We start from the raw sequence: 22962 nt of genomic DNA on the forward strand, positions 1-22962 counted from the left end.
TGCGCGATCTGCACACAGAGTTGGGGGATTCTCGTGAGGGCATCACGGAGCGGCGTTACATCGTCTCGCCGGAGCAGGCACCGGACTCATCGGCTGTGCTGGAGCTGGGGTAGTACCGCCAGCTGAGGAACCATTGGTCATTGGTGGTGACTTTTTGGTGTTCTTTTGGTGACGGTCCGGTACAGCGAAACAAGCCCGATCATGAAATCGGGCCTGACCTGCTAATTTAAGTGCGCCATCAGGGACTCGAACCCCGAACCCGCTGATTAAGAGTCAGCTGCTCTGCCAATTGAGCTAATGGCGCGTGTCTTGCTGCGCTCCGTGTTCCGGTGCGGGACAAACATTAACAGGCCGAGTACCCAGAAGTGAAATCGGTTTCTGACCGGGGGCGATGGGCGAGTTCGCGATGGGTGTTAACACCCGGTGGGGCGCGGATGATCTAACCGATGGAACTCGCCTGAGGCGGAGTGATTTCACATTGGACCGGACCCGTTGCGCTGGCAGAATGTCTGGAGCGTGGTCCGAACCGAACTCCGTCGGCGTTGCGGGAGGAGCGTGGTCGGGTTGGATTCCGAGCCATCGGTGCCCTGGTGCATCGGGACTTGAAACGGGGTTTGGTTATGAGCGTTGGTCTGGGTCGACATCGGTCGATGAGAAAGATCACGGGACCGGTAATCGTATGCGCGGTGTTAGCGCTGGCCTTGACGGCGTGTTCGTCGTCCAACGCCGCTGACAACTCGACGGTGGCCATCGACCGTAATCCGATCACCGAGCTGATGAAGCCCAAGCTGTTGTCGCCGGTCAAGGACGGTGACATGGGGGTTTCGCCAGGCGTGCCGCTGACCTTCAAGGTCGACGACGGCAAGTTCACCACCGTGACATTGACCAACTCACAGGGTGTTCCGGTCGCGGGCAAGCTGGCCGCGGACGGGCGGACCTGGGAGACCACCGAAGTACTCGGCTACGGCAAGAATTACAGGCTGAAGGCCGACGCGATCGGGCTGGGCGGCGCGAACTCCACCGTATTGAGCTTCACCACCAGTTCTCCGGGCAGTCAGACCAAGCCGTATCTGTTGCCGGGCGAGGGCGAGGTGGTCGGCATCGGTCAGCCGGTGGCCGTGCAGTTCGACGAGAACATTCCGGATCGCAAGTCCGTGCAGAACGCGATCAAGATCACCACTGAGCCGCCGGTCGAGGGCGCCTTCTACTGGGTGAACAATCGCGAAGTCCGGTGGCGGCCGGAGCATTTCTGGGCGCCGGGCACCAAGGTCACCATCGATGTGAACGTCTACGGCCGTGATCTCGGCAACGGACTGTTCGGTCAGGACAATATCCACTCGTTCTTTACCATCGGCGATCCGACGATCTTCACTGCGGATGACAACACCAAGCAGGTGACAGTGGAGATGAACGGCGAGGTGGTGCGGACCATGCCGACCTCGATGGGTAAGGACAGCACGCCCACCGATAACGGCATCTACATCGTCGGCGATCGTTTCGACCGCATCATCATGGACTCCTCGACCTACGGCGTCGCGGTGAGTTCGGCGAACGGCTACAAGACGCCGGTCGACTACGCGACCCGGCTTTCCTACTCGGGCATCTTCTTTCACTCCGCGCCGTGGTCGGTCGGTGCGCAGGGCTACTCGAACACCAGCCATGGCTGCCTGAACCTGAGCCCCGCCAACGCGCTGTGGGTTTTGCAGAACGCCAAGCGCGGCGATATCACCATCGTCAGGAACACCGTGGGCGGCACGCTTTCGGGTGTGGACGGCCTCGGGGACTGGAACATCCCGTGGTCGGAGTGGAGGGCGGGCAACGCCGACAACAGCTAGCCCGACGCGCAAGTGAGCGTCGCTCCGACGGCGCTCCCGAGCGCGGCGCACAGTAGCGGCCCGCCGAACAGCAGATTCTCGAACCCGGACATCGCGGCACCGGCCGAGCCGGTGCCCGAGGAGCCGGTGGTGGTGAGACCGCCGGCCGATCCGGTGGTGGTCGAGCTCGAACCCGTACTGGATCCGGTGCCCGGTTCGACCACGATATCCGCGGTCGCGGTACCGGTGGCGCCTGCGAGCAGGGTTGTGCCGAGGAAAGCTGCGATTACCGCCGAACGCATCACGAACTTGGTGTCTTTCTGATCAGCCGGGGTAGCGTCCCGGTGACACCGCCCCTGATGCCCGCAGTCTACGGAGTGAAACAGTGATCTGTCAGATAATTGGTGATAGTAAGCGGCTATCGGCAAGAGGCTGATATGCCAAGCTGTGAAGGTGCGGCTCGAGGGCGTTGAGCTGCGTCGGCTGGGCCTTCCGCTACGCAGCCCATTTCGGACTTCGTTCGGGGTCGAATTGTCGCGCGACATTCTCCTGCTGCGGGTGGTTGCCTCGGACGCCCAGGGTTGGGGCGAGTGCGTAGCACTGCCCTCTCCGAGTTTTTCCTCCGAGTACATCGATGGCGCCGCCGACGTCATCCGCCGGTTTCTGTTGCCGGCGCTGGCCGGCCGAGATCTCGACCCGGATGATGTAGCGCCCACGCTTGCGCGGTTTCCTGGTCATCGAATGGCCAAGGCCGCGTTGGAGATGGCGATCCTCGACGCCTGGCTGCGCGCCCGACGACGTTCTTACGCCGGATATCTCGGCGCGACTCGCACATCGGTGGCCGCGGGTGTCTCGATCGGGATCATGGACGAGATACCCGAACTGCTGGATACCGTCATGGAATATCTGGAACAGGGCTACCAGCGGATCAAGCTCAAGATCGAGCCAGGATGGGATGTCGCGCCCGTGCGGGCGGTACGGGAGCGGTTCGGCGACGCTCTTAAGCTGCAGGTCGACGCGAACGGCGCCTATACATCGGCCGATACCGACCACCTCGCTGGTCTCGACGAGTTCGGCCTCGAACTGCTGGAACAGCCTCTTGCCGAGGACTGCTGCCGCGATCACATCATGCTCGCCCTTCGCCTGCGTACGCCGATCTGCCTGGACGAATCGATTCTCTCGGCCCGGGGCGCTGCCGATGCGATCGAGCTGGGGGCGTGCTCGGTGGTGAATATCAAAGCCGGACGTGTCGGCGGCTATCTCGAGGCGCGCTCGACCCACGATGTCTGTGTGGCACACGGCGTACCGGCTTTTTGCGGCGGAATGCTGGAAACCGGGCTCGGTCAGGCGGCGAATCTGGCGGTAGCGGCGCTACCCGGTTGCACGTTGCCCGCGGACATCGTGGCCTCGGATCGCTATTACGAACAAGACATCATCGAACCGCTCCGGCTGGAAGCCGGATACATCACCGTGCCTGACGGGTCCGGCCTCGGTGTAGACCCGTTGCCGGATGCGCTGGAGGCGGCAACGACGAGCAAGGAATGGTTGTCGCCGATATGAACCGCGTGGTTGATCCCGGCCGCGCCAGTCGGCCGTCGTGGCCTCCACGCGATGGAGGCCACATGGGGGCGGCCAGTGCATGTCTCCGCGTCGATCATGCGGTTTTTGCTACGGATCCTCAACGGCGCCATTATCCGGCCCGACAAGAATTGACGCGTGCGGTTGATCGCTCGCTGCACCGTCCGCAGATCCGACACCGGCGGGCCACCGGACTTGTGCTCAGCGACCGGCTCCCGATGCAATGCCACCGCATTCCCCGCACCCGATCAGCACAAGAGCACTGCGCAGCATTCGCCAAGGACTATGCCGCCGAATCTGCCCGGCCCGAACGAGAATGGGCCCGTGAGGGCCAGTGACGTGAACAGTCACGCTCAGCGCCGGCGGACGAGCATTCGATTCCGAAATACCTTGCGCGGCAGCTGGTTCCTGTAACTAGCCGAAGAGCTGTTGCTCGGGTAATGATTACTGCCCCAGATCGGCTGGTCCCGGTCTTCCGAATTCCGGTGGACGATATCGTCGACAGTGAAGGATCTGCTGGTCATAGTGCGCGAACCGTCCTCTGGGGACGGTTCGCGCACCGCGACGTTCGGGTCCCGGAGGTCCCGGCATACGAACCGGGAAATCCTGGTCAGGGGGCAGCAGATCGTGATCCGGCAGGTCGGGACTGTTGTGGGGCTGCTGGCCTCACGCCGAGATCCAGTGGAACTGATGGCCTAACCATTGAGAACAGTCCGAGGAACGCCGAAAGGTCCGGACGGGTCGATGCCCTACAGTGCCTCGAGTCACGCAGAGTGGAGCTGGGGATGAGCGGTGGTTGAGGCAAAAAGCTGCCGGTAGCCATCAGGGGTGGTGGACAGCCGCCGCGCGATCACCCGGTGCAGTGTCTTACCGTGCTTGTAGCCGACCGTGCGCGCGATCGCGTCGACGGTGAGGTCGGTGCTCTCCAGCAGTCTACGAGCCGCCTCCAGCCGCAAGGTCTCGATGAACTGTGCAGGAGTGGTACCCGTCTCGGCGCGGAATGTTCGCGCAAAGGTGCGTTCGCTCATACCCGCTCCACTGGCCAGCGCGGCGATCGTCAGATCCTCGGTCAGGTGCTCGGGCAGCCATTGCTGTACCGCGCGGATCGACGGCGTTCGGGCGGGCCGGCTTCGCAGCTGCGCGCTGACCTGCTCCTGGCCGCCCGCCCGCTGGACGTAAATGACCAGTTGCCGGGCGACGAGCTGCGCGAGCTCGGTGCCCAGATCGGCACCCACCAAATCCAGCGCCATATCGATGCCCGCAGTGACCCCGGCCGACGTCCACCGATTGCGGTCGTGGACGAAAATCCGGTCTGGCTCCACCCTTACCAGTGGAAATGCGCGGGCCAGATGATCCATGGCCCCCCAGTGCGTGGTGGCTCGATACCCGTCCAGCAGCTTTGCGGCGGCCAGCACCAACGCGCCCGCGCACACCGAGGTGATCCGCCGGGACCGCCGCGCGAGTGCGGGCAGTTGCCGCGCCACCTCCGACGACGTCTTCGGCACGAACGCCCCCATGCCCCCGACTACGAGCATGGTGTCGATCGCCTCGTCGGCGGCAGCTACCTCCTCCAATGCTCGGTCGACAGCGAAACTCGCCCCGCCCGCGAGTTCGATCGCCCGGCCGCCCGGCGACGCCGTGATCAGTCGATAGGCCGGAGCGCCCACTGCGTGGTTGGCCGCGGCGAACACATCCAGCGGACCTGCCAGGTCGAGCAGCTGGAAACCGTCGTAGACGACGAACACGACAGTCCGAGTAAACACGTCGACATTATGGCTGCCTGGTGACGATCCCTGCCAGCTCGGTGACCGAGTCTGCCGCCGTCCTCGATCTCGGCTGCGTTCTGCCGTTCAATTTCGGTCATCACAGTGTGTCCCTGACCTGCAGGGACTTCAGGAGAGGCGATGCAGTGACCGAATTTGTGGAATTGACCGGTGGTCGGATTGCCTGCGAGGTGTTTGGGGAGGGTCCGCTCGTGTTGTTGGCGCACGGCATCGGTGACCATCGCCAGGCGTACCGAGCCGTGGCGCCCCGGCTGGCGGCGGCGGGCTACCGGGTTGTCAATATGGACATTCGAGGGCATGGCGAGTCGTCGATGGACTGGGTGTCGCAGACCGGGCGGGCAGTCATCAGCCGGACCGATGTGGCGCGGGACATGGTCGGGGTGATCCGGCACTTCGGCGGCCCGGCGGTGATCGTCGGACATTCAATTTCCGGGGGCGCGGCGACGATCGCCGCTGCCACCGCGCCGGAGCTCGTCACGGGCATTGTGGAGATCAACCCTTTCACGCTGCTCCAAAAGTTCAGCGTGCCGGGTTTCATCAGGGTTCGCCGGTACCGGCAGGGGATGGTGCGGCTCGGGATGGCCGCGACGGGAAGCCTGCGATGGTGGCTTCGCTACCTCGACGTGGCCTACGCGAGTAAGCCGGCCGACTATTCCGCGTCTATGGCGGCGTTGGCTTCCACTTTGCGGGAACCGGGGCGGATGGCGGAATTCATGAAGACCGAGTCCACGCCGGCCGATGCGCACGCGCAGTTGCCCAATGTCGCCTGCCCAGCGCTGGTGATCATGGGCACGCTTGACCCGGATTTCGCCGATCCGACAGCCGAGGGCGAAGCGGTCATCTCCGCGATGCCGCCAGGTATCGGGCAGCTCGCGACCATAGCGGGCGGCCACTACCTGCATTCGGAAAAGCCCGATGCCACAGCGGAACTCATTGTCCGATTCCTCGCGACCCGGGTGCCGGAAATGCAGATCCACTGACGGGATATCCACACCAAAGTGATAGCAGGAGAACGGAAATCATCATGTCAACCGATGCGACCACCACACTGGAATCGACCGGCTCGCGGCTGCCCAACCCACTACAGCTCGTCCCGGAAATGGGCGAGGTCACCAAGGCGTTGTTCAAGGCTACCGGTAACGGCGCGGTGCCGCGGACCACGATCGGCCTGATCCAGTTGCGCGCCGGTCAGATCGTCGGGAGCACCTATTTGGTGCTGCAGCATGTCGGAGGCCTGCGCAAGGCAGGCGAGTCCGAGGAGCGCATCGCGGCCGTGGCGACCTGGCAGGACGCCCCCTACTTCAGCGAGGCCGAGCGCGCCGCGCTCGCCCTTGCCGAGGCCGTCCTGCAACCGTCACCGGGGGGCGCGCGGGTGTCCGACGAGCTGTACGCGCAGGCGAGTGCCCATTACGACGACAAGGCCCTGGCTACCCTGGCGATGGCAATCGGGCAGGTGAACTTCTTCGTCCCGGTGGCCGTCATCGGCAAGCCGATCCCCGGCGTCTCACCCGCCGTGCAGTGGACACCTGTGGTGGGACAGTAAATCCACTCCCGCAACCTCCTGCCTGCCGGGAGGTGACCGCAGCAACAAGCCAGGCCCTGGCCGACGAAAATCGCCGGCCAGGGCCTCTGTGCAAGGATCGGGGTGCCCGGGCCTTCGGCTCCGGGTCTGACGCGCACCGGGCGCGTTGTCGCAGGTCATGGGGTATGTTGCTGTTCGAGAAGTTGGCTGCACGTTCGCGCAATGAGACAGTCGATTCCTAATGCCCCAGCATGCGAACCAAAGAGAAAGTGCCGGTCAGCGCATCATCAGGTGCCTCCGACGTTGAGCCCTTTGGTCGTGTCTGCATCGTGTTCGACGGCTTCCGGAGTCTCGAATTCACGGCAATATGTTGCAGCGCAATGTGATTCAAATCTGGAGTATAGACATGACTCGGTGCGCGAACCGCCTCATATGAGGCGGTTCGCGCACCGAGTCAAACGGGTGGCTGACGGGACTCGAACCCGCGACAGCCAGGATCACAACCTGGTGCTCTACCAACTGAACTACAGCCACCATCGCCGGTGAATCACCAGCGCGGTCGATATTAGCGTGTCAACCCCTCGAGTCCCTAATCGGTTTCTGACGTGGCGTTTTGCGCGGTCTCCTTGTCGCCGCCGCTGAGTTCGTTCGCGACGGCGGTGATCTCCGCGGTCGACGGGCCCGGTGCGGCGACGAAGGCCGTGCGCCGGTAGTACTCCAGTTCGCGGATGGATTCCTTGATATCGGCCAGGGCGCGGTGGGTCAGGCCCTTCTCCGGCTGGCCGAAGTAGATGCGCGGGTACCAGCGTCGGCACAGCTCCTTGATGGAGCTCACATCGATCATCCGGTAGTGCAGATGCGCATCGAGTGCGGGCATATCGCGGGCGATGAAACCGCGGTCGGTTGCGATGGAATTGCCGGCCAGCGGAACCGTGCCCGCGGTCGGGGCGTATGCCCGGATGTAGTCGAGTACCTGCTGCTCGGCTTCGGCGAGGGTGACCGTGGAGCGGCGCACTTCCTCGGTCAGGCCCGAACGTGCGTGCATGTCGGCGACCACCTGCGGCATGGCGGCCAGGGCCGCATCGTCGGCGTGAATGACGATATCCACGCCGTCACCGAGAATATTGAGGTCGCTGTCGGTCACGAGCGCGGCCACCTCGATCAGCTTGTCGCTGTCGAGGCGCAGACCGGTCATCTCGCAATCCATCCACACCACGTATTTGTCGCTCACTGGACACACAGTAGCCGTTTGGTCGTGACCGACGGGGCTCACCCGGCTGCGTTGCCGCAGCGTAGGCCGTGTATCAAAAGCTCCGAATTCGACACCACGTATTTGTCGGACACCCCGGCAACATCAGCTGTATTTATTGGCGAGCCTTCGGCAGTGCATATCCCCACTGGGTCGAACCGTCTCAGTGGGAGTAGCGGCGATAGAGTTTGCGGAAGATCGGCGTATGCGTTTCGGCACGACAGCTAACACTGCGAAAGCAGTCAGGGTCAGACCAGACGGAGGACGCGATGGACGCAGGATCGCGAAGCGATTCGACGGGGGGCGGCGGTCGGGAGACGGGTGGGCCCACCCCTCAGGAGAAGGTGGTCGCGGCTCGGAAAGCAGCCGAGGAAGCGGCGCGCGTGGCCGAGGAAGCCGCCGCTGCGGCCGAGGCCGCCGAACGCGAGTTGGCCGAGCAGGAGGCCGCTGCCGCGAGCGCGGATCCGAATGCGGTGAATGCCGTGGCGCAGGCCGAGGCCGCGCAATCCAAGGTCGCCGCGACCGTGGAGACCGCGGCGGCCAGCGCTGCCGCGGCGGAATCCGCGCAGTTGGCGGCGAACAAGACCGCGCAGGACGCGCAGCAGTCGGTGGCGCAGCAGATCGCGGCCGGGTATGCGTTCGACGGGGCAGCACTGGAATTGGGCACTGTTGTCGTGGATGGCGCAGTGGATCCGACTGCGCGCGTGCGGATTCCGATGCGCACCATGAACCGGCACGGGTTGGTCGCAGGCGCGACCGGTACGGGTAAGACGAAGACACTGCAGGGCATTGCCGAACAGCTATCTCGGGCTGGGGTTCCGGTGGTGCTCGCCGATATCAAGGGTGACCTGTCGGGCCTCGCGCAGCAGGGGCGCGGTGGTGAAAAGCTCAGCGCCAGGGCCACCGAGACCGGTGCGCAGGACTGGGCGCCGAGCGGCTATCCGACCGAATTCGTCTCGCTCGGTACCGGTGGTGTCGGGGTGCCGATCCGCGCGACCATTACCGCATTCGGTCCGGTGCTGCTCAGTAAAGTGTTGGGGCTCAATGAAACTCAAGAGTCCACCCTCGGGCTGATTTTCCACTGGGCGGATAAGGCGGGCCTCGGTCTGCTGGATCTGAAAGATCTGCGCGCGGTCATCACCCATCTCACCAGCCCGGCGGGCAAGGAGGATCTCGAGGGCATCGGCGGGGTTTCGGGCGCGACGGCAGGTGTGATCCTGCGCGCGCTGGTGAATCTCGAGGCCGACGGCGGTGACACATTCTTCGGTGAGCCCGAACTGGATCCGGGCGATCTGTTGCGGACCGAGGGCGGTCAGGGCGTTATCACGCTGTTCGAACTCGGTGCGCAGGCGGCGCGGCCGGTGATGTTCTCGACCTTCCTGATGTGGGTGCTCGCCGATCTGTTCCAGACACTGCCCGAGGTCGGCGATGTCGAAAAGCCCGAGCTGGTCTTCATTTTCGACGAGGCGCATCTGTTGTTCGCGGATGCCTCGAAGGCATTCCTGGAGCAGGTGGAGCAGACGGTCAAGTTGATCCGGTCCAAGGGCGTGGGCGTCTTCTTCTGCACACAGCTGCCCACCGATATCCCGAATTCGGTGCTCTCCCAACTGGGTGCGCGCATTCAACACGCACTGCGTGCCTTCACTCCCGACGATCAGAAGGCGCTGTCCAAGACGGTGCGCACCTACCCGAAGACTGGTGTCTACGACCTGGAGCAGGCGCTCACCTCACTGGGGACGGGTGAGGCGATCGTGACGGTGCTCTCGGAGAAGGGTGCGCCAACTCCCGTGGCGTGGACCAGGATTCAGCCGCCGCGCTCGCTGATGGACACCATCGGCGAGGATCAGATCAAGTCACGGGCGCTATCCAGCGCGTTGGCGGCAAAGTACGGCCAGACCATCGATCGCGAGTCTGCCTATGAGATCATGGCCGCGAAAGCCGCTGCGGCACAGCAGGAACCGGAGGCAGCTCGGGCGCCGGGGCGCTCGAAGGCCGCCCCAGAGGAGGAATCCGCCGCCGAGCGCATTATGAAGAATCCGGCGGTGAAGAGCTTTCTGCGTTCGGCCGCAACCGCCGCGGGGCGCGAGATCAGCCGTAGCATTTTCGGTACCCGCAAGCGCTGAATACGAGTGATAGCCCCCGACTCACCGAACGGGCAATTGGTGGGTCCGATTGTTTTCGAGTAGTCGGTACTCGATACATCGTCGCAGGTCGGCGCTAATTTTGCGATGGTGTTCGGGCGGTCACAGATAAGGAGTCGTCATGCCTACCGCAAATTTCGGGACAAAGAATGATCCTGGTTTTGTGTTGGAACAAAGCCCGGACCTGATCGCGGTCCGAACCCAGGACAGACGTCCGCTGCCCCGCTCCATCGGATCGGTTCGCATCCCGCTGAGCGGTGAGCTGGATGACACGGCACTGGTGGTGTCCTATCCGGAGGCGGGCGTCGAGGTGTTTCGGGTGCCGCCCGATACGCGCTCGGTCGCCCAGCGCAAGTCCGTGCTCGCCGCCGCGCCGGAGGTGCGTTTCGCTGGTCATGTACTCGTGGATCCGGTGAGCGGCGAGCCCGTGCTGTACACGGAGAACGTCTTCGTGAAGTTCACCGATGACGCGGACCCCGAACGGTGTCGGGCGGTGCTCGGCGAGGCCGGTCTGCGGATCAAGGAGACGGTGGACTACGCCGTCAACGCGTACTTCACCGCCGCGCCCGAGGGGACCGGCCAGCAGGTATTCGATATCGCGAACGGGCTACTCAGCCGCGACGATGTCGAGTACTGCCATCCCGAGTTGATCCGGCGGCGTGCCCGCAAGACGATCTTCCCGCAGCAGTGGCATCTGAAGGCGACGACCATCGGCGGCGCCACGATCAATGCACACGCGAATGTCGAAGCGGCCCACGCGATTACGCGTGGCGGTGGAGCGACGATCGCGCTGATCGACGACGGTGTCGATATCGACCACCCCGAGTTCGGCGGGACAGGCAAGGTCGTCGCACCGCGCGATGCGACCCGACAGACCAACGATCCGCGTCCGCGCGATACGCACGGAACCGGCGCCGAAAGAGGAGATAATCACGGAACCGCATGCGCGGGTGTCGCCTGTGCCAATGGCACCCTCGGCGCCTCCGGAGTGGCTCCCGAGGCCCGGTTGATGCCGATTCGGCTCGCCTCCGATCTCGGATCGCAGGCAGAGGCGAGCGCCTTCAAGTGGGCCGCCGACCACGGCGCCGACGTCATATCGTGCAGTTGGGGTCCGGCCGACGGGCTCTGGTTCCAGCCGGGCGATCCGGCGCACAGTCAGGTTGTGCCGCTGCCGGCGAGCACCCGCCTGGCGATCGAGCACGCGGTGACGAACGGACGCAATGGCAAGGGGTGTGTCGTGCTCTTCGCGGCGGGCAATGGCAATGAGCCCGTCGACAACGACGGATACGCGAGTTTCTCGAAGGTCATCGCGGTCGCGGCCTGCAATGACACCGGAAAGCGCAGTGTCTACAGCGATTTCGGCAAGGCCGTCTGGTGCGCTTTCCCTAGTAACGACATCGGACATCCGGCGTTCCATCATCCCGATGCCCTGACCGCCGGCATCTGGACTGTCGATCGGCACGGTCGCGCCGGATACAACGTGGGCACGACCGATGACGGCGATGCCGCGGGCAATTTCACCAATAGCTTCGGTGGCACTTCGAGCGCCTGCCCAGGGGCGGCCGGTGTTGTGGCGTTGGTGTTGTCGGTGCATCCGGATCTCACGTCGAGCGAGGTCAAGGACTTGTTGAAGCAGTCGTGCGACATGATCGATCCGCAACACGGCGCGTACGGTGCGGACGGGCGCAGTGACAAGTACGGCTTCGGCCGTCTCAATGCGCTGACCGCGGTGCAGACGGCCAAGAAGCTGCGGGGGCCGCAGTGAAGTTCAGGTGACGCTGCGCAGCGAGCGTTCCACCATCGCGAAACCGTAATCGAGCATTTCGGTTTCGTAGGCATGCACCGCATCGCGCAGTGAACCGGTCCGCTCGGTAATGCGGCGACAGAGCAGGGCGGCATCCCGCAGGGCTGTCGCCGCGCTGCTCCCGGCGGGGATCATGGTGTGGATGGCGTCGCCCATCAGTGTGACCGGCCCGGTTTCCCAGTGCCGCAACGGTTTTGCGGTCCGGATGGTGGTGTTGTGGACGGATTCCGGATCGGCATGGCGCACGAGTGCGGCGAGATTGTCGGGCCAGTCGTCGATCAGCTCGGTGGCGATCTTCTGCAGTTGCTGCTTGTCCATTGCGGACAGGTCGCCCGGAATCAGTGTGGTCGGCGCGGCGACCACCCACATGACGTAGTCGTCGCCGTCGCCGGAGGCGAATTCGTGGGCGGCCAGCGACATGAATCGTCCGTCGGTACCGGAGACGACGCTGAATCCGTCCAGTGCTGCCTCCGGGGTGAGCGCGCGGATCTCGTCGGTCAGCGCTGTCTTGCCGTAGATCTTCGCTTGGCCGGTTTCGACTACCTCCGCCTCCGGCAGCCATTGGGCCCGGATACGGGAATGCGTGCCGTCGGCGGCGACGAGTAGATCCGCATCGGTGACCGTGCCGTCGTCGAAGTAGGCGCGGACCCGGCCGTCGTCGAGCAATTCGAAGCGTTGGAAGGATGCGCCGTGGTGGACATCGATGCCGGTGAGTAGGAGCTTGCGCAGCGTGAGTCGGTCGACGGTCAGGTGTCGCCCGTGCACATCCTCCTCCGCCGACGGCGGAACCAGTATTTCCCGGACGACGTGCAGTTGCGGGTCGAGGAACCGCACGCCCGTCCCGCGCTTGCCCGCGGTGGCGACGATTCGTTCGTAGCGGTCCGACGGCAAACACGCACGCAATGCGAGGTCTCCCTCCGGATCGAGGTGGATGCGATAGCCCTGGCTGTGGTGGCCCGCGGCTTCGCGTTCGTAGAGTTCGACGGTGATTCCGGCTCGGCGCAGGCCCTGTGCGAGCAGGGGGCCTGCCAGCCCGGCTCCCACAATAGAAATATTCATGAATCAAAACTATCTGAATTCAGACGATCTGTCATCGGTTATAGTTTTGTCTGTGGCGGACACTTCGGAGCAGCTCGGCGCCCAGATCGGTGGTCAGCTCTATCTGGCGCACCGCTATGCGCGCGCGGCGGCCAATCAAGCACTGCGGGAACAGCGGCTCGAGCTTCGTCATCTCGGGGTGCTCAGCTGTCTGGCCGCCGTAGGGCCGCTAAGTCAGCGCGCATTGGTCGATCGGCTGCAGCTGGACAAGTCGTCGATGGTCTACATCATCGATGAGCTGGAGCGGCAGGGGCTGGCGGAGCGCCGCAAGGACGAGCGGGATCGGCGTAGCTATGCCGTGCACATCACCTCTAGCGGGCGGGAGCGCCTAGCGGCCGCAAATCGCACCGCCGACGCGGTGGTGGTCGAATTGCTCGCGCCGTTCTCGGAGGCCGAACGCCGCCAGTTGCACGAACTGCTCGGCCGGTTCATCGAGCACGCCGCCGGACAAGCCTGAGATCGGCCCATCAGTTGCCGATATCGCGGGCGAGTAGATCGTCGGTGGTTTCGCGGCGGATCAGCTGGCGGGCGCGTCCGTCGCGGACCGCGATGACCGGTGGCCGACCGACGCTGTTGTAGGACGAAGCGAGGCTGTGGTGGTAGGCGCCGGTGCACGGCACCGCGAGCACCTCGCCGGGGCGCAGGTCTGCCGGGAGTCGGATATCGGTGGCCAGCACATCGCCCGCCTCGCAGTAGCGACCCGCCACCGTGGCGGTCATCTGTGGGCCGCAGGGATGCCGATTGGCAACGACCACTTCGTAATTCGCTCCGTATAGCGCGACGCGGGCGTTGTCGCCCATGCCGCCGTCGACTGTGACGTAGGTGCGTCCGCCGTCGATGTGCTTGACCGAGAGCACGCGATACAACGTCACGCCTGCGCGTGCGACGATGGCGCGCCCCGGCTCCAAGGCGATATTCGGGCGTGGGAAGTGGTTTCGCGCGCAGGCCGCGTCCAGGGCGTCGTCGATGATGTCGGCGAGTTCGGTCAGATTCATCTCGGCATCGCCGCTGCGGTAGGCAACCGAATGTCCGCCGCCGAGGTCGAGATCAGTGAGGATACGACCGTGTTCCGCACGGACCCTGGCCATTTCGCCGATCATCCGGCGCACCGCCTCGCCGTAGTGATCCGGATCGTGGATTTGCGAGCCCAGGTGGCAGTGGAAGCCGATCAATTCGAGGTTCGGTTGGCGCATGATGCGTTCGACCGCCTCGGCGGCCATAACGCTGCCGAGCGGAAAACCGAATTTCTGATCCAACACACCGGTTTTCACGGCCGGATGCCCGTGCACGTCGATGCCGGGCGAGAGTCGGAGCAGGACTTGCTGCGGTCGGGTAGCCAGGGCCGAGAGCAAAGTGATCTCGGTCGGTGAATCGACCACGATCCGGCCGACGCCGCATTTCAGGGCGGCTTCGAGTTCGTCGAAGGATTTGCCGTTGCCGTGCAATACGATTCGCTTCGGGTCGACACCGGCCGCGATGGCGATGGCGAGTTCACCCGCCGAGCATACGTCTACCGAAAGTCCTTCCTGGGTAACCCATTCCGTGACCGCGCGGATCATCAGCGCCTTGCCCGCGTAGATGATCTCGGCCTCCGGGAAGGCCTTCTTGTAGGCGCGGCAGCGGGTGCGGACCTCGTGCTCGTCGAGCACATAGGTGGCGGTGCCGTACTGGTCGGCAATATCGGCGAGGGCGACTCCGCCGAGGGTGATTCTGCCGTCGCCGTCGTAGTGGGTATCTCGCGGCCAGACCGCGGAGTCGAGGCGCGAAGGCATTCCCGATCGCAGCGACGGGAAGATTTCGAGCAGCGTCACGTGGTTCTCCTGGGTGCGCCCCCGCTTTCTCGGCATGCGGGGCCGATATCAGGACTACGCCGGTTCCTACTGCTCATGGGCGATGCTGACGGATCCTTGACGCACCCGAAACGTTTCCTGACGGGTTGCTGACCGACACTGTTTTGCGGTCCACGCTCGCGCTGAACCGGACCGATGCCGGCGTTTGTGGTCGATGGATGGTTCGGCCACCACGGTGCTGTGTGCCCGCGAGAATTGCGCGGCAACGGCCGAGTTCGCGCTTCTCAGCCGCCGAGCTTCTTGTAGAACGCACCGGCGACGGGGGCGGTGAGGGCGCGAGGGCCGTATTGGCCTGCCACGCTCATGCCCTTGCTGATGAGGCCGGGAACGACGCGCATCTTGTTGCGTGCCAAGGCGTCGATGGAGATTTTGGCTGTGTATTCGGAGGTGACCCACATGAAGTCGGGCACCATTCGGTCGACGATGGAGGCCTCGGCCGGATCGGGAGTTTCGGTGCGGACCGGGCCGGGGGCGAGCAGGGTGACGTGCACGCCGGAGCCCTTCAATTCGCCGCGCAGCGATTCGGAGAAGGTGTTGGCGAAGGCCTTGCTCGCCGCATAGGTCGCATTGTTCGGAATCGGCATGTTGCCCGCCGCCGAACCGCTGATCAGGATGCCACCGCCACCCCTTGCGATCATGCCGGGCAGCACGGCCAGGGTGAGATCGTGCACCGCAACGGCATTGAGCTCCATCTGGTCCCGCTCATAAGCCGGATCCAATTCGGCGACCGCACCGAACGTCGCGATACCGGCGTTATTGCAGAGTATCGAAATATCGCGCGCCGCCAACTCCTCGACCAGCGCTCCCCGCGCCGTCCGATCGGCCAGATCAACCGCCCGCACCTCCGCGGTAATCCCATGCGCCAACGTCAACCGCTGCGCAAGCTCGGTCAATACCTCCCCCCGCCGCGCAACCAGGATCAACGAATACCCGCGCGCAGCAAGCTCAGCAGCAAGTGCAGTCCCGATACCTGAAGAGGCACCAGTAACAACCGCACGGTTCTCAGACGTAGGAGAGGGCAAACTCACGAGAAGAGCCTAGGCGATCCACCCAACCTCAACCGCCCAGGCCACGCCGCACCTCCACCGAGTCGGATCGAGAATGCAACCCTGGAGGGGCGCTCTCGACGTTTGCCTCCCCACGCATGGCGTTCAACGGCCCAGGACCCGACCGCAGGGCACAGTGGGGAGGGACACGCTCGCTCGGCGCCTACGTCGGCACCTGCCGCTGCCTGGTCCGACACCTCGCCCCCGCCAAGCCCGCATTAGCCCTGGCGTCGAGAATGCGCTGGTGGAGGGGTGCCTTCGGGCGTCTGCCGCTACCAGCGCATGGTGATCAACGGTCCAGGTCTGCGTTACAGGCGGGCTGCTAGGCGGGTGCCCTGGTCGATGGCGCGCTTGGCGTCGAGTTCGGCGGCTAGGTCGGCGCCGCCGATCAGGTGGATGTTGGCCCCGGCGGCGCGTAGCGGTTCTTCGAGTTCGCGGACGGATTCCTGGCCTGCGCAGATGATGACGTTGTCGACCGGAATCAATTGGGGGCGTTGGCGTTTCTCGCCGAAGCTGATGTGTAGGCCGTTGTCGTCGATGCGTTCGTAGTTGACGCCGCCGACGTGCTCGACGCCCTTCGCCTGGAGTGCCGCGCGGTGCACCCAACCTGAAGTCTTGCCGAGATCCTTGCCGAATGAGGTCGACTTGCGTTGCAGCAGAACGACTTCGCGGGCTGCCGGTGCGGGCTTGGGTTTGGTGAGCTGGCCGCGGGCCTGTTCATCCGCCGAGTCGACGCCCCACTCTTCCTTCCACTCGTCGAGCTTGAGTGTGGGGTGTCCGTCGACGGTGAGGAATTCGCTTATGTCGTAGCCGATGCCGCCCGCGCCGATGACGGCGACGCGCTTGCCGACCGGCCGCTCCTCGCGCACCAGTTCGGCATAGGACAGCACCATCGGGTGGTCGATGCCAGGGATGTTCGGAATGCGCGGGCGCACGCCGGTGGCCAGCACGATCTCGTCGTAGCGCGCCTCGAGCAACTGTGCCGCGGTGACCCGCTTGTTCAGGTGCAGGGTCACACCGGTGACCTCCAGCATCCTGGTGTAGTAGCGGATCGACTCGTTGAACTCTTCCTTGCCCGGAATGCGGCGCGCGATATCGAACTGTCCGCCGATCTTGTCGTCGGCCTCGAAAAGATCGACTTGGTGCCCACGTTCGGCGAGATTCACCGCCGCCGACAGTCCGGCCGGGCCCGCCCCGACCACCGCGACGCGCTTGGTGCGCCGAGTCGGGAGCAGCTTCAGCTCGGTCTCGTGGCCGGCGCGCGGGTTCAGCAGGCAGGACACGGTCTTGCGCTGGAACGCGTGGTCCAGGCAGGCCTGGTTGCAGGCGATGCAGGTGTTGATCTCGTCGACCCGGTCGGCGGCAGCCTTGTTCACCCATTCCGGATCGGTGAGGAAAGGTCGCGCCAGCGAAACCAGTTGCGCGTCACCGCGGGTGAGGATCTCCTCGGCGATCTCGGGCATATTGATCCGGTTGGACGCGCAGACCGGAATGTTCACCTGCTCGGTGATCTTCGCGGTGAATTCGACGAAGGCGGCCCGCGGTACCGAGGTGACGATGGTTGGCACCCGCGCCTCGTGCCAGCCGATATCGGTATTCAGAATGCTGGCACCCGCGGCTTCGAGTTCCTTTGCCAGCGCGACGATTTCGTCGAAAGTCTGACCGTTCTCGACCAATTCGGCCATGGATAAACGGAATACGATGATGAAGTCGGGCCCGACCGCGGCGCGGGTGCGACGCACGATCTCCACCGCCAGCCGGCGTCGGTTCTCCGGCGTACCGCCCCACTTGTCGGTGCGCTTATTCGTGCGCGGCGCGAGGAACTGGTTGATGAAATAGCCTTCACCGCCCATGATTTCGCAACCGTCGTAGCCCGCGAACTGGGCCAGCTTCGCACAGCGGGCGTAGTCGTCGATGGTTTGCTCGACCCCCCGCGCGGAGAGCTTGCGCGGCCGGAACGGATTGATCGGTGCCTTGATCGAGGATGCCGAAACACTGCCTGGCATATAGGAATAACGGCCCGCGTGCAGGATCTGGATGGCGATCTTGCCGCCCTCTTTGTGTACGGCCTTGGTGATCACCCGGTGCCGGTAGGCCTCGGACTTATTGGTGAGTTTCGCGCCGAACGGCAGCAGCCAGCCGGTGCGGTTCGGGGCGTAGCCGCCGGTGATGATGAGACCTACACCGCCGCGGGCGCGCTCGGCGAAATAGGCGGCGAGCCGGTTGGTATCCCAGGCACGATCCTCCAGGCCGGTATGCATCGACCCCATGATCACGCGATTGCGCAGTGTGGTGAAGCCGAGATCGAGGGGCTCGAAAAGATGGGGGAACGAACTCATCGCTGAGTCTCACCTTTCTTCGGGTCCGCGTGCGGGGCTGTTGCACGAGGTTGCAGGGCTTGCAGTACTTCGTCGCACCATTCGACGAATCCGGACTCCACGCGGATGCCCGCGCGCAGCACGAGGTACTGGTGCAGTGGGGTACCGGAGAGCTGATCCCCAGCGGGGAAGTCACGTTTCTCGATGAGTCGGAACAGTTCGAGGCGCTGACTGTGCTGCTCGCGATGCCGGACGACCTCGTCGCAGAGCGCGCCGATATCGCCGTGCGCGGCGGCGCGAATCTTCACGCCGAGTTCGTTGCGCGGCATCGAGGTATCGGTCGGCGCGGCGATCCAGCGCGCCAGTTCTGTCCGGCCGGCCTCGTTCACCGAGTAGACCTTCTTATCCGGCCTGCCCTCCTGGGCCACCGCCTCGCTGCTGAGCCAGCCGGCTTCCTCCATGCGCTTGAGCACGCGATAGATCTGCTGATGGGTGGCCCGCCAGAAGAAGCCGATCGACTTGTCGAAGCGGCGCGCCAACTCATAACCCGAACCGGCGCGCTCGGTCAGCGATACCAGCAGCGCATGTTCGAGTGCCATGACGCCAGGTTATCGTTACACCCGGTACTATGCAACTGGGTGCATAGCCGAGGCGGTATCGAGTGTTGGCCCGCCCGCCGAGGAAATCCGCACTAGGCTGCGCCCATGAGCGCCGCATCGCGCAGCGATTCGATGAGGGTGGTGGCCGGGTGACGGGTGAGTCGGAAGTTGACGCGCGGGCGACTGTCGGGCAGTCAGCCGGGCGCGGACAAGTGGTGGCGTGGGGGTTGTGGGACTGGGGCTCCTCGGCATTCAATGCCGTCATCCTGACCTTCGTCTTCTCGGTGTACCTCACCGATAAGGTCGGCGACGATCTACCGGGTGGAGTTTCACCGAGCGCGTGGCTCGGCTGGGCTCTGGGCACCGCGGGTTTCGTGGTCGCGCTCACCGCGCCGATCAGCGGTCAGCGCTTCGATGCGAGCGCGAAACGTAAACGCTCACTTGGAATGTTGACCGCGCTGACCATCCTGACGATGGCGTTGATGTTTTTCGTGCACGACGACTACCACCACTTCTGGTTCGGTCTGGTCCTGCTCGGCTTCGGTTCCGCATTCTTCGAATTGGCGGGCGTGCCCTACAACGCCATGCTGCGCCAGGTCTCCACCCCGGCCGATGTCGGTCGGGTCTCCGGATTCGGTTGGGCCATGGGCTATTTCGGCGGGATATTCATCCTGCTGATCAGCTACTTCGGCTTCATCTCCGGCCACGGCGACAATCGCGGTCTACTCGGCGTACCCATCGATGACGGTACGAATATCCGATTGGTCGCGATGCTGGCCGCGGTCTGGTTCGCCGCCTTCGCGCTGCCGGTGCTGTTCGCCGTACCCGAATTACCGCATACCAATGCCGATCCCGGTGCGGACAAGGCTGGATTCTTCGGTTCGTACCGGGTGCTGTGGCGGGATCTGCGCGAGCTGTGGTCCGTGGACCGACGCACCGTCGGTTTCCTGATCGCCAGCGCTATCTTCCGCGACGGTCTTGCCGGGGTATTCACCTTCGGTGCCATCCTGGCGGTGCGGGTCTACGGCATCGCCGACTCCGATGTGCTGCTGTTCGGCATCGCCGCGAATGTTGTTGCGGCACTTGGTGCGATCACCGCTGGTCGATTCGACGATCGTCTCGGTCCGAAGATCGTGATCGTGATCTCGCTGGTCGCCATGGTGATCTGTGGCATCGCGCTGTTGATCGTGTCCGGCCCGGTCATGTTCTGGATCTTCGGCCTGCTGCTCACCATCTTCGTCGGCCCCGCCCAATCCGCCGCCCGCTCCTTCCTCACCCGCCTGGCCCCACCCGGTCGCGAGGGCCAGATGTTCGGCCTCTACACCACTACCGGCCGCGCCGTATCCTTCCTCGCTCCAGCGCTTTTCGGGTTCTTCGTCTGGGCGTTCGACGCCGACCGCGCGGGCATTGTCGGCATTGTGGTAGTCCTCGCCGTCGGTTTGGTGGCGTTGCTCCCGGTCCACAAGCCGGATCGCGCCATTGATCCCGCCGAATAGAGTCGTGCCGCGAGGTCGGCCGCCTAGCATCGGATTGTGGCTGTTTCGTATGTGGTGACCGGCGGTGGCCGGGGGATCGGGCGGGCCATCGTGCAAAGCCTGCTCAGCACCGAGAACACGGTGGTGGCCATCGAGCGTGACGCTGCGGCGCTGGCATGGGCGGGCGACCGTGTGCTCGCCGTGATCGGCGACGCATCGTCGGTCGAGACCGCCGAGCGCGCCGCGGATCTCGCGCAGGCGGTAGGCCCGCTGGTCGGATGGGTGAACAATGCGGCGGTTTTCCGGGATGCCGTGGTGCATACCGCGCCCGCGCCGCAGGTGCTCGAGTTGATCAATGCCAACCTGTCACCCGCCGTCATCGGCTGCACGACCGCGGTGCGCCGGTTCCTCGCGGCGGGAGCCGGGGGCGCGATCGTGAATGTCAGCTCGCACCAAGCACAGCGGGCGGTGCCGGGTGCACTGCCCTACAGCACGGCGAAGGCGGCGATCGAAGGGCTGACCCGGGCCATCGCGGTCGAATATGGGCGCAACGATATTCGGTGCAATGCGGTCGCTCCGGGCTCGGTGGATACCGAAAGGTATGCCGAATTCCTGGCCGGACTGACTCCTTCGGCATCGGCGAAGGTGCAGCGGGAAATGGCGGTGCTGCATCCGATCGGGCGTGTGGCCACGACGGGTGAAGTCGCGGCAGCGGTTGCCTTTCTCTTATCGGCGGATGCGAGCTTCATCAACGGGGCGGTGGTCCCGGTGGACGGTGGCCGCTCGGTGCTCGCACTCGATCCGGAAGCCGGCTAGCGCTCCTTGCTCGGCCACCAGGCGGCCATGCCGAGTGCGATGAGGCGGACCTGGCGGATGGTGCGGTCGATGATGGCGGGTTGGTCGCGCGGGGTGGCGGCGACGTAGTCGGCAATGCAGTCGGCGACCGTGGAGACGATCAGGTCGGCGGCCAATTCGAGGTCGTCGGGGGACCAGGAGTCCAGGGCGGGGACGCGGGACAGGTCGACGACCAGTTCGCGCACGATCAATTGCAGTTCGAGCGCGATGGCATGTTGCAGGGCGGCCGAGCCGCCGCGGCGTTCGCGGGTGATGAAGCCGAAGAGTTCGCGTTTGGTGGCGACCTGATCGAAAACAAACCGCACGGTCTCCGATAGTCGGGCATCGGGCGTGCGACGCAGTTGACGCAAGGCCAGGCGCAGCGCTCGGATGCCCTCGTCGACCAGGGCCGCGCCGAGATCGTCGAGTGAGGCGAAATGCCGGTAGAACGCGGTCGGCACAATGCCCGCGGAGCGGGCGATCTCACGCAGGCTCAGCGCGCCGAAGCCACGCTCGGCGGCCAGCGCGAGCGTGCCGTCGAGTAGGGCCTGCCTGGTGCGCTCCTTGCGCTCGCCCCGGGTAGCTGTGGTCTCGGTCATCACAGTGAGCATACAGCCGTTCACCATTCGTCCATTCCAAGGATGTAGTTCGGGTCACATCAGTTCCTGGTTGACACTGGACCCGGTCCATCGGTCACACTAGTTGAGTGTACAGACGTGCACTGAATTCTTCACCGATGAGGGTTCAGGAGTACGTCGCAGCCCGAAAGCAGAGGCAACCACATGGTGGGACTCATCGACTTGGTGCAAACCCTGACCACACCGCACCCGCTCGACCGCTACCTGGAACTCGTCCGCCCCACGCTGACGGTTCGGGAGTTGCGGGCGCAGATCACCCACGTCCGCCGCTCGGTTCCGGGTTCGGTGACGCTGACCCTGCGCCCCACCCGGCAGTGGCGCGGCCACGTCGCGGGGCAGTATGTACAGATCGGCGTCGTGATCGACGGCGTCCGGCACACCAGATGCTATTCACCGGTAAATTCGGCGGGGCGGCGCGACCGCCACCTGCAACTGACGGTCAAGGCGCATCCGGGCGGCCTGGTATCGCAATATCTCTACCGCAATGCCGTACCCGGCATGGTGGTCAGCCTGGAACCGGCCGCTGGTGTCTTCCGACTGCCTGAACCGCGTCCCGAACGAGTGCTGTTGATCAGCGGCGGCAGCGGCATCACCCCGGTGTTGTCCATGCTGCGCACGCTGGCAGATGAGGGCTATCCGGGTGATCTCGCCTTCCTGCACTATGCGAAATCACCGGAGACGGTGCCGCATCGGGCCGAGCTGGAGTCGATTGCGCAGGCGCACAAGAACTTCCGCATCGAACTGCGTTATCCCGGTGACGGTTCAGGCCATTTCGACTACGACCAACTCGAACGAGTCGCACCTTGGTTCGCTGACGGCGAGACCTACGTCTGCGGTCCACCGGGCCTGATGGACGCGGTGCGCAAGATCTTCGAGGCCGAGCAGTTGGAGGAGCGGCTGCATACCGAGGAATTCACCCTGTCCGCCACCCCCGTCGACGCCGACGAGGCCTTCGGCACGGTCAACTTCTCGGCCAGCGGCCGCAGCGCTGAGAACAACGGTGCCGTCCTGCTGGAGCAGGCCGAGGCCGCGGGGCTGACACCGGAATATGGCTGCCGGATGGGCATCTGCTTCTCCTGCACCGCGGTTCGCCGCTCCGGCTGCACCCGCAATGTGCGCACCGGCGAAACCGACAGCGACCCGGATCAGCCCATCCAGCTCTGCATCAACGCGCCCGTCGGCGACGTCGACATCGATATCTGACAAAGGGGA

The 22962-nt window shown here is 64.6% G+C and carries 19 protein-coding genes and 2 tRNA genes; 10 read left to right on the forward strand and 11 right to left on the reverse strand.

Annotated elements, in window-relative coordinates:
* Nucleotides 1-231 precede the first annotated feature (231 nt).
* Nucleotides 232-304 (reverse strand) — tRNA-Lys (locus tag ACIBI6_RS09225).
* A 316-nt stretch (nt 305-620) separates the two neighbouring features.
* Between ACIBI6_RS09225 and ACIBI6_RS09230 the strand changes: the two genes are divergently transcribed.
* Complete coding sequence (locus ACIBI6_RS09230; protein ID WP_396955732.1) at nt 621-1835, forward strand: Ig-like domain-containing protein; 1215 nt, start codon at nt 621-623, stop codon at nt 1833-1835.
* Here ACIBI6_RS09230 and ACIBI6_RS09235 read toward each other — a convergent pair.
* Nucleotides 1832-2116 carry a hypothetical protein gene (locus tag ACIBI6_RS09235; RefSeq protein WP_364338812.1) on the reverse strand — a complete coding sequence of 95 codons (285 nt, stop codon included), beginning with the start codon at nt 2114-2116 and terminating at the stop codon, nt 1832-1834. The two genes, ACIBI6_RS09230 and ACIBI6_RS09235, sit on opposite strands and share 4 nt — an antisense overlap.
* Before the next feature lie 151 nt (nt 2117-2267).
* Between ACIBI6_RS09235 and menC the strand changes: the two genes are divergently transcribed.
* Nucleotides 2268-3374 carry an o-succinylbenzoate synthase gene (gene menC, locus ACIBI6_RS09240; RefSeq protein ID WP_364339748.1) on the forward strand — a complete coding sequence of 369 codons (1107 nt, stop codon included), beginning with the start codon at nt 2268-2270 and terminating at the stop codon, nt 3372-3374.
* A gap of 782 nt (nt 3375-4156) precedes the next feature.
* On the opposite strand, the gene ACIBI6_RS09245 is transcribed toward menC, so the two are convergent.
* On the reverse strand, nt 4157-5155 hold the full coding sequence (locus ACIBI6_RS09245; protein WP_396955733.1) for a GlxA family transcriptional regulator: 999 nt from the start codon (nt 5153-5155) through the stop codon (nt 4157-4159).
* A 20-nt stretch (nt 5156-5175) separates the two neighbouring features.
* On the opposite strand from ACIBI6_RS09245, the gene ACIBI6_RS09250 reads away from it, so the two are divergent.
* Both ACIBI6_RS09250 and ACIBI6_RS09255 read left to right on the forward strand, forming a co-directional pair.
* Nucleotides 5176-6156: an alpha/beta fold hydrolase gene (locus ACIBI6_RS09250; RefSeq protein WP_396955734.1), complete on the forward strand. Its 981-nt coding sequence runs from the start codon at nt 5176-5178 to the stop codon at nt 6154-6156.
* Between the two features lie 44 nt (nt 6157-6200).
* Nucleotides 6201-6719: a carboxymuconolactone decarboxylase family protein gene (locus tag ACIBI6_RS09255; RefSeq protein WP_396955735.1), complete on the forward strand. Its 519-nt coding sequence runs from the start codon at nt 6201-6203 to the stop codon at nt 6717-6719.
* A gap of 440 nt (nt 6720-7159) precedes the next feature.
* On the opposite strand, the gene ACIBI6_RS09260 is transcribed toward ACIBI6_RS09255, so the two are convergent.
* Both ACIBI6_RS09260 and orn read right to left on the reverse strand, forming a co-directional pair.
* Nucleotides 7160-7232, reverse strand: a tRNA-His gene (locus ACIBI6_RS09260).
* Nucleotides 7233-7287: 55 nt separating this feature from the next.
* The gene (gene orn / locus ACIBI6_RS09265) at nt 7288-7929 is read right to left on the reverse strand and encodes an oligoribonuclease (RefSeq protein WP_364338818.1); all 642 of its coding nucleotides are present in this window, start codon (nt 7927-7929) and stop codon (nt 7288-7290) included.
* A 287-nt stretch (nt 7930-8216) separates the two neighbouring features.
* Between orn and ACIBI6_RS09270 the strand changes: the two genes are divergently transcribed.
* Complete coding sequence (locus ACIBI6_RS09270) at nt 8217-10070, forward strand: helicase HerA-like domain-containing protein (RefSeq protein WP_396955736.1); 1854 nt, start codon at nt 8217-8219, stop codon at nt 10068-10070.
* 139 nt (nt 10071-10209) lie between these two features.
* Nucleotides 10210-11853, forward strand: a complete 1644-nt coding sequence (locus ACIBI6_RS09275) for a S8 family peptidase (RefSeq protein WP_396955737.1) — start codon at nt 10210-10212, stop codon at nt 11851-11853.
* A 3-nt stretch (nt 11854-11856) separates the two neighbouring features.
* Here ACIBI6_RS09275 and ACIBI6_RS09280 read toward each other — a convergent pair whose 3' ends face one another.
* Nucleotides 11857-12951 (reverse strand): FAD-dependent oxidoreductase, encoded by a 1095-nt coding sequence (locus ACIBI6_RS09280; protein ID WP_396955738.1) that lies wholly within the window; start codon nt 12949-12951, stop codon nt 11857-11859.
* A 52-nt stretch (nt 12952-13003) separates the two neighbouring features.
* Between ACIBI6_RS09280 and ACIBI6_RS09285 the strand changes: the two genes are divergently transcribed.
* Nucleotides 13004-13447, forward strand: a complete 444-nt coding sequence (locus tag ACIBI6_RS09285) for a MarR family transcriptional regulator (protein ID WP_364338824.1) — start codon at nt 13004-13006, stop codon at nt 13445-13447.
* Between the two features lie 10 nt (nt 13448-13457).
* Here ACIBI6_RS09285 and lysA read toward each other — a convergent pair whose 3' ends face one another.
* The 4 genes from lysA to ACIBI6_RS09305 all read right to left on the reverse strand — a co-directional run bounded on the left by lysA (nt 13458) and on the right by ACIBI6_RS09305 (nt 18803).
* Nucleotides 13458-14801, reverse strand: coding sequence for a diaminopimelate decarboxylase (gene lysA / locus ACIBI6_RS09290; protein WP_396955739.1), 1344 nt, complete (start codon nt 14799-14801; stop codon nt 13458-13460).
* Nucleotides 14802-15064: 263 nt separating this feature from the next.
* The gene (gene cmrA, locus ACIBI6_RS09295) at nt 15065-15868 is read right to left on the reverse strand and encodes a mycolate reductase (protein ID WP_364338828.1); all 804 of its coding nucleotides are present in this window, start codon (nt 15866-15868) and stop codon (nt 15065-15067) included.
* 326 nt (nt 15869-16194) lie between these two features.
* Nucleotides 16195-18225, reverse strand: a complete 2031-nt coding sequence (locus tag ACIBI6_RS09300) for an NADPH-dependent 2,4-dienoyl-CoA reductase (RefSeq protein WP_364338830.1) — start codon at nt 18223-18225, stop codon at nt 16195-16197.
* On the reverse strand, nt 18222-18803 hold the full coding sequence (locus ACIBI6_RS09305; protein ID WP_364338832.1) for a PadR family transcriptional regulator: 582 nt from the start codon (nt 18801-18803) through the stop codon (nt 18222-18224). The genes ACIBI6_RS09300 and ACIBI6_RS09305 overlap by 4 nt, the downstream gene beginning before the upstream one ends.
* Nucleotides 18804-18952: 149 nt before the next feature.
* Here ACIBI6_RS09305 and ACIBI6_RS09310 point away from each other — a divergent pair, with 149 nt between their 5' ends.
* On the forward strand, nt 18953-20299 hold the full coding sequence (locus tag ACIBI6_RS09310; protein ID WP_364338834.1) for an MFS transporter: 1347 nt from the start codon (nt 18953-18955) through the stop codon (nt 20297-20299).
* A 36-nt stretch (nt 20300-20335) separates the two neighbouring features.
* On the forward strand, nt 20336-21094 hold the full coding sequence (locus tag ACIBI6_RS09315) for an SDR family oxidoreductase (RefSeq protein ID WP_364338836.1): 759 nt from the start codon (nt 20336-20338) through the stop codon (nt 21092-21094).
* Here ACIBI6_RS09315 and ACIBI6_RS09320 read toward each other — a convergent pair.
* A complete protein-coding gene (locus tag ACIBI6_RS09320; RefSeq protein WP_364338838.1) occupies nt 21091-21711 on the reverse strand; it encodes a TetR family transcriptional regulator in 621 nt (206 codons plus the stop codon). The genes ACIBI6_RS09315 and ACIBI6_RS09320 overlap by 4 nt on opposite strands.
* 183 nt (nt 21712-21894) lie before the next feature.
* On the opposite strand from ACIBI6_RS09320, the gene ACIBI6_RS09325 reads away from it, so the two are divergent.
* A complete protein-coding gene (locus ACIBI6_RS09325) occupies nt 21895-22953 on the forward strand; it encodes an FAD-binding oxidoreductase (RefSeq protein ID WP_364338840.1) in 1059 nt (352 codons plus the stop codon).
* The last annotated feature ends 9 nt before the right edge of the window (nt 22954-22962 follow it).

The organism is Nocardia sp. NPDC050412 (assembly GCF_044458825.1).
Taxonomy (GTDB): domain Bacteria; phylum Actinomycetota; class Actinomycetes; order Mycobacteriales; family Mycobacteriaceae; genus Nocardia.

What these genes read in the sequence shown, in the direction of transcription:
- ACIBI6_RS09280 (WP_396955738.1), bottom strand. Translation starts at nt 12,951, where the DNA reads ATGAATATTTCTATTGTGGGAGCCGGGCTGGCAGGCCCCCTGCTCGCA.
- ACIBI6_RS09270 (WP_396955736.1), top strand. Translation starts at nt 8,217, where the DNA reads ATGGACGCAGGATCGCGAAGCGATTCGACGGGGGGCGGCGGTCGGGAG.
- ACIBI6_RS09235 (WP_364338812.1), bottom strand. Translation starts at nt 2,116, where the DNA reads ATGCGTTCGGCGGTAATCGCAGCTTTCCTCGGCACAACCCTGCTCGCA.
- ACIBI6_RS09305 (WP_364338832.1), bottom strand. Translation starts at nt 18,803, where the DNA reads ATGGCACTCGAACATGCGCTGCTGGTATCGCTGACCGAGCGCGCCGGT.
- ACIBI6_RS09275 (WP_396955737.1), top strand. Translation starts at nt 10,210, where the DNA reads ATGCCTACCGCAAATTTCGGGACAAAGAATGATCCTGGTTTTGTGTTG.
- ACIBI6_RS09325 (WP_364338840.1), top strand. Translation starts at nt 21,895, where the DNA reads ATGGTGGGACTCATCGACTTGGTGCAAACCCTGACCACACCGCACCCG.
- ACIBI6_RS09255 (WP_396955735.1), top strand. Translation starts at nt 6,201, where the DNA reads ATGTCAACCGATGCGACCACCACACTGGAATCGACCGGCTCGCGGCTG.
- ACIBI6_RS09300 (WP_364338830.1), bottom strand. Translation starts at nt 18,225, where the DNA reads ATGAGTTCGTTCCCCCATCTTTTCGAGCCCCTCGATCTCGGCTTCACC.
- ACIBI6_RS09320 (WP_364338838.1), bottom strand. Translation starts at nt 21,711, where the DNA reads ATGACCGAGACCACAGCTACCCGGGGCGAGCGCAAGGAGCGCACCAGG.
- ACIBI6_RS09230 (WP_396955732.1), top strand. Translation starts at nt 621, where the DNA reads ATGAGCGTTGGTCTGGGTCGACATCGGTCGATGAGAAAGATCACGGGA.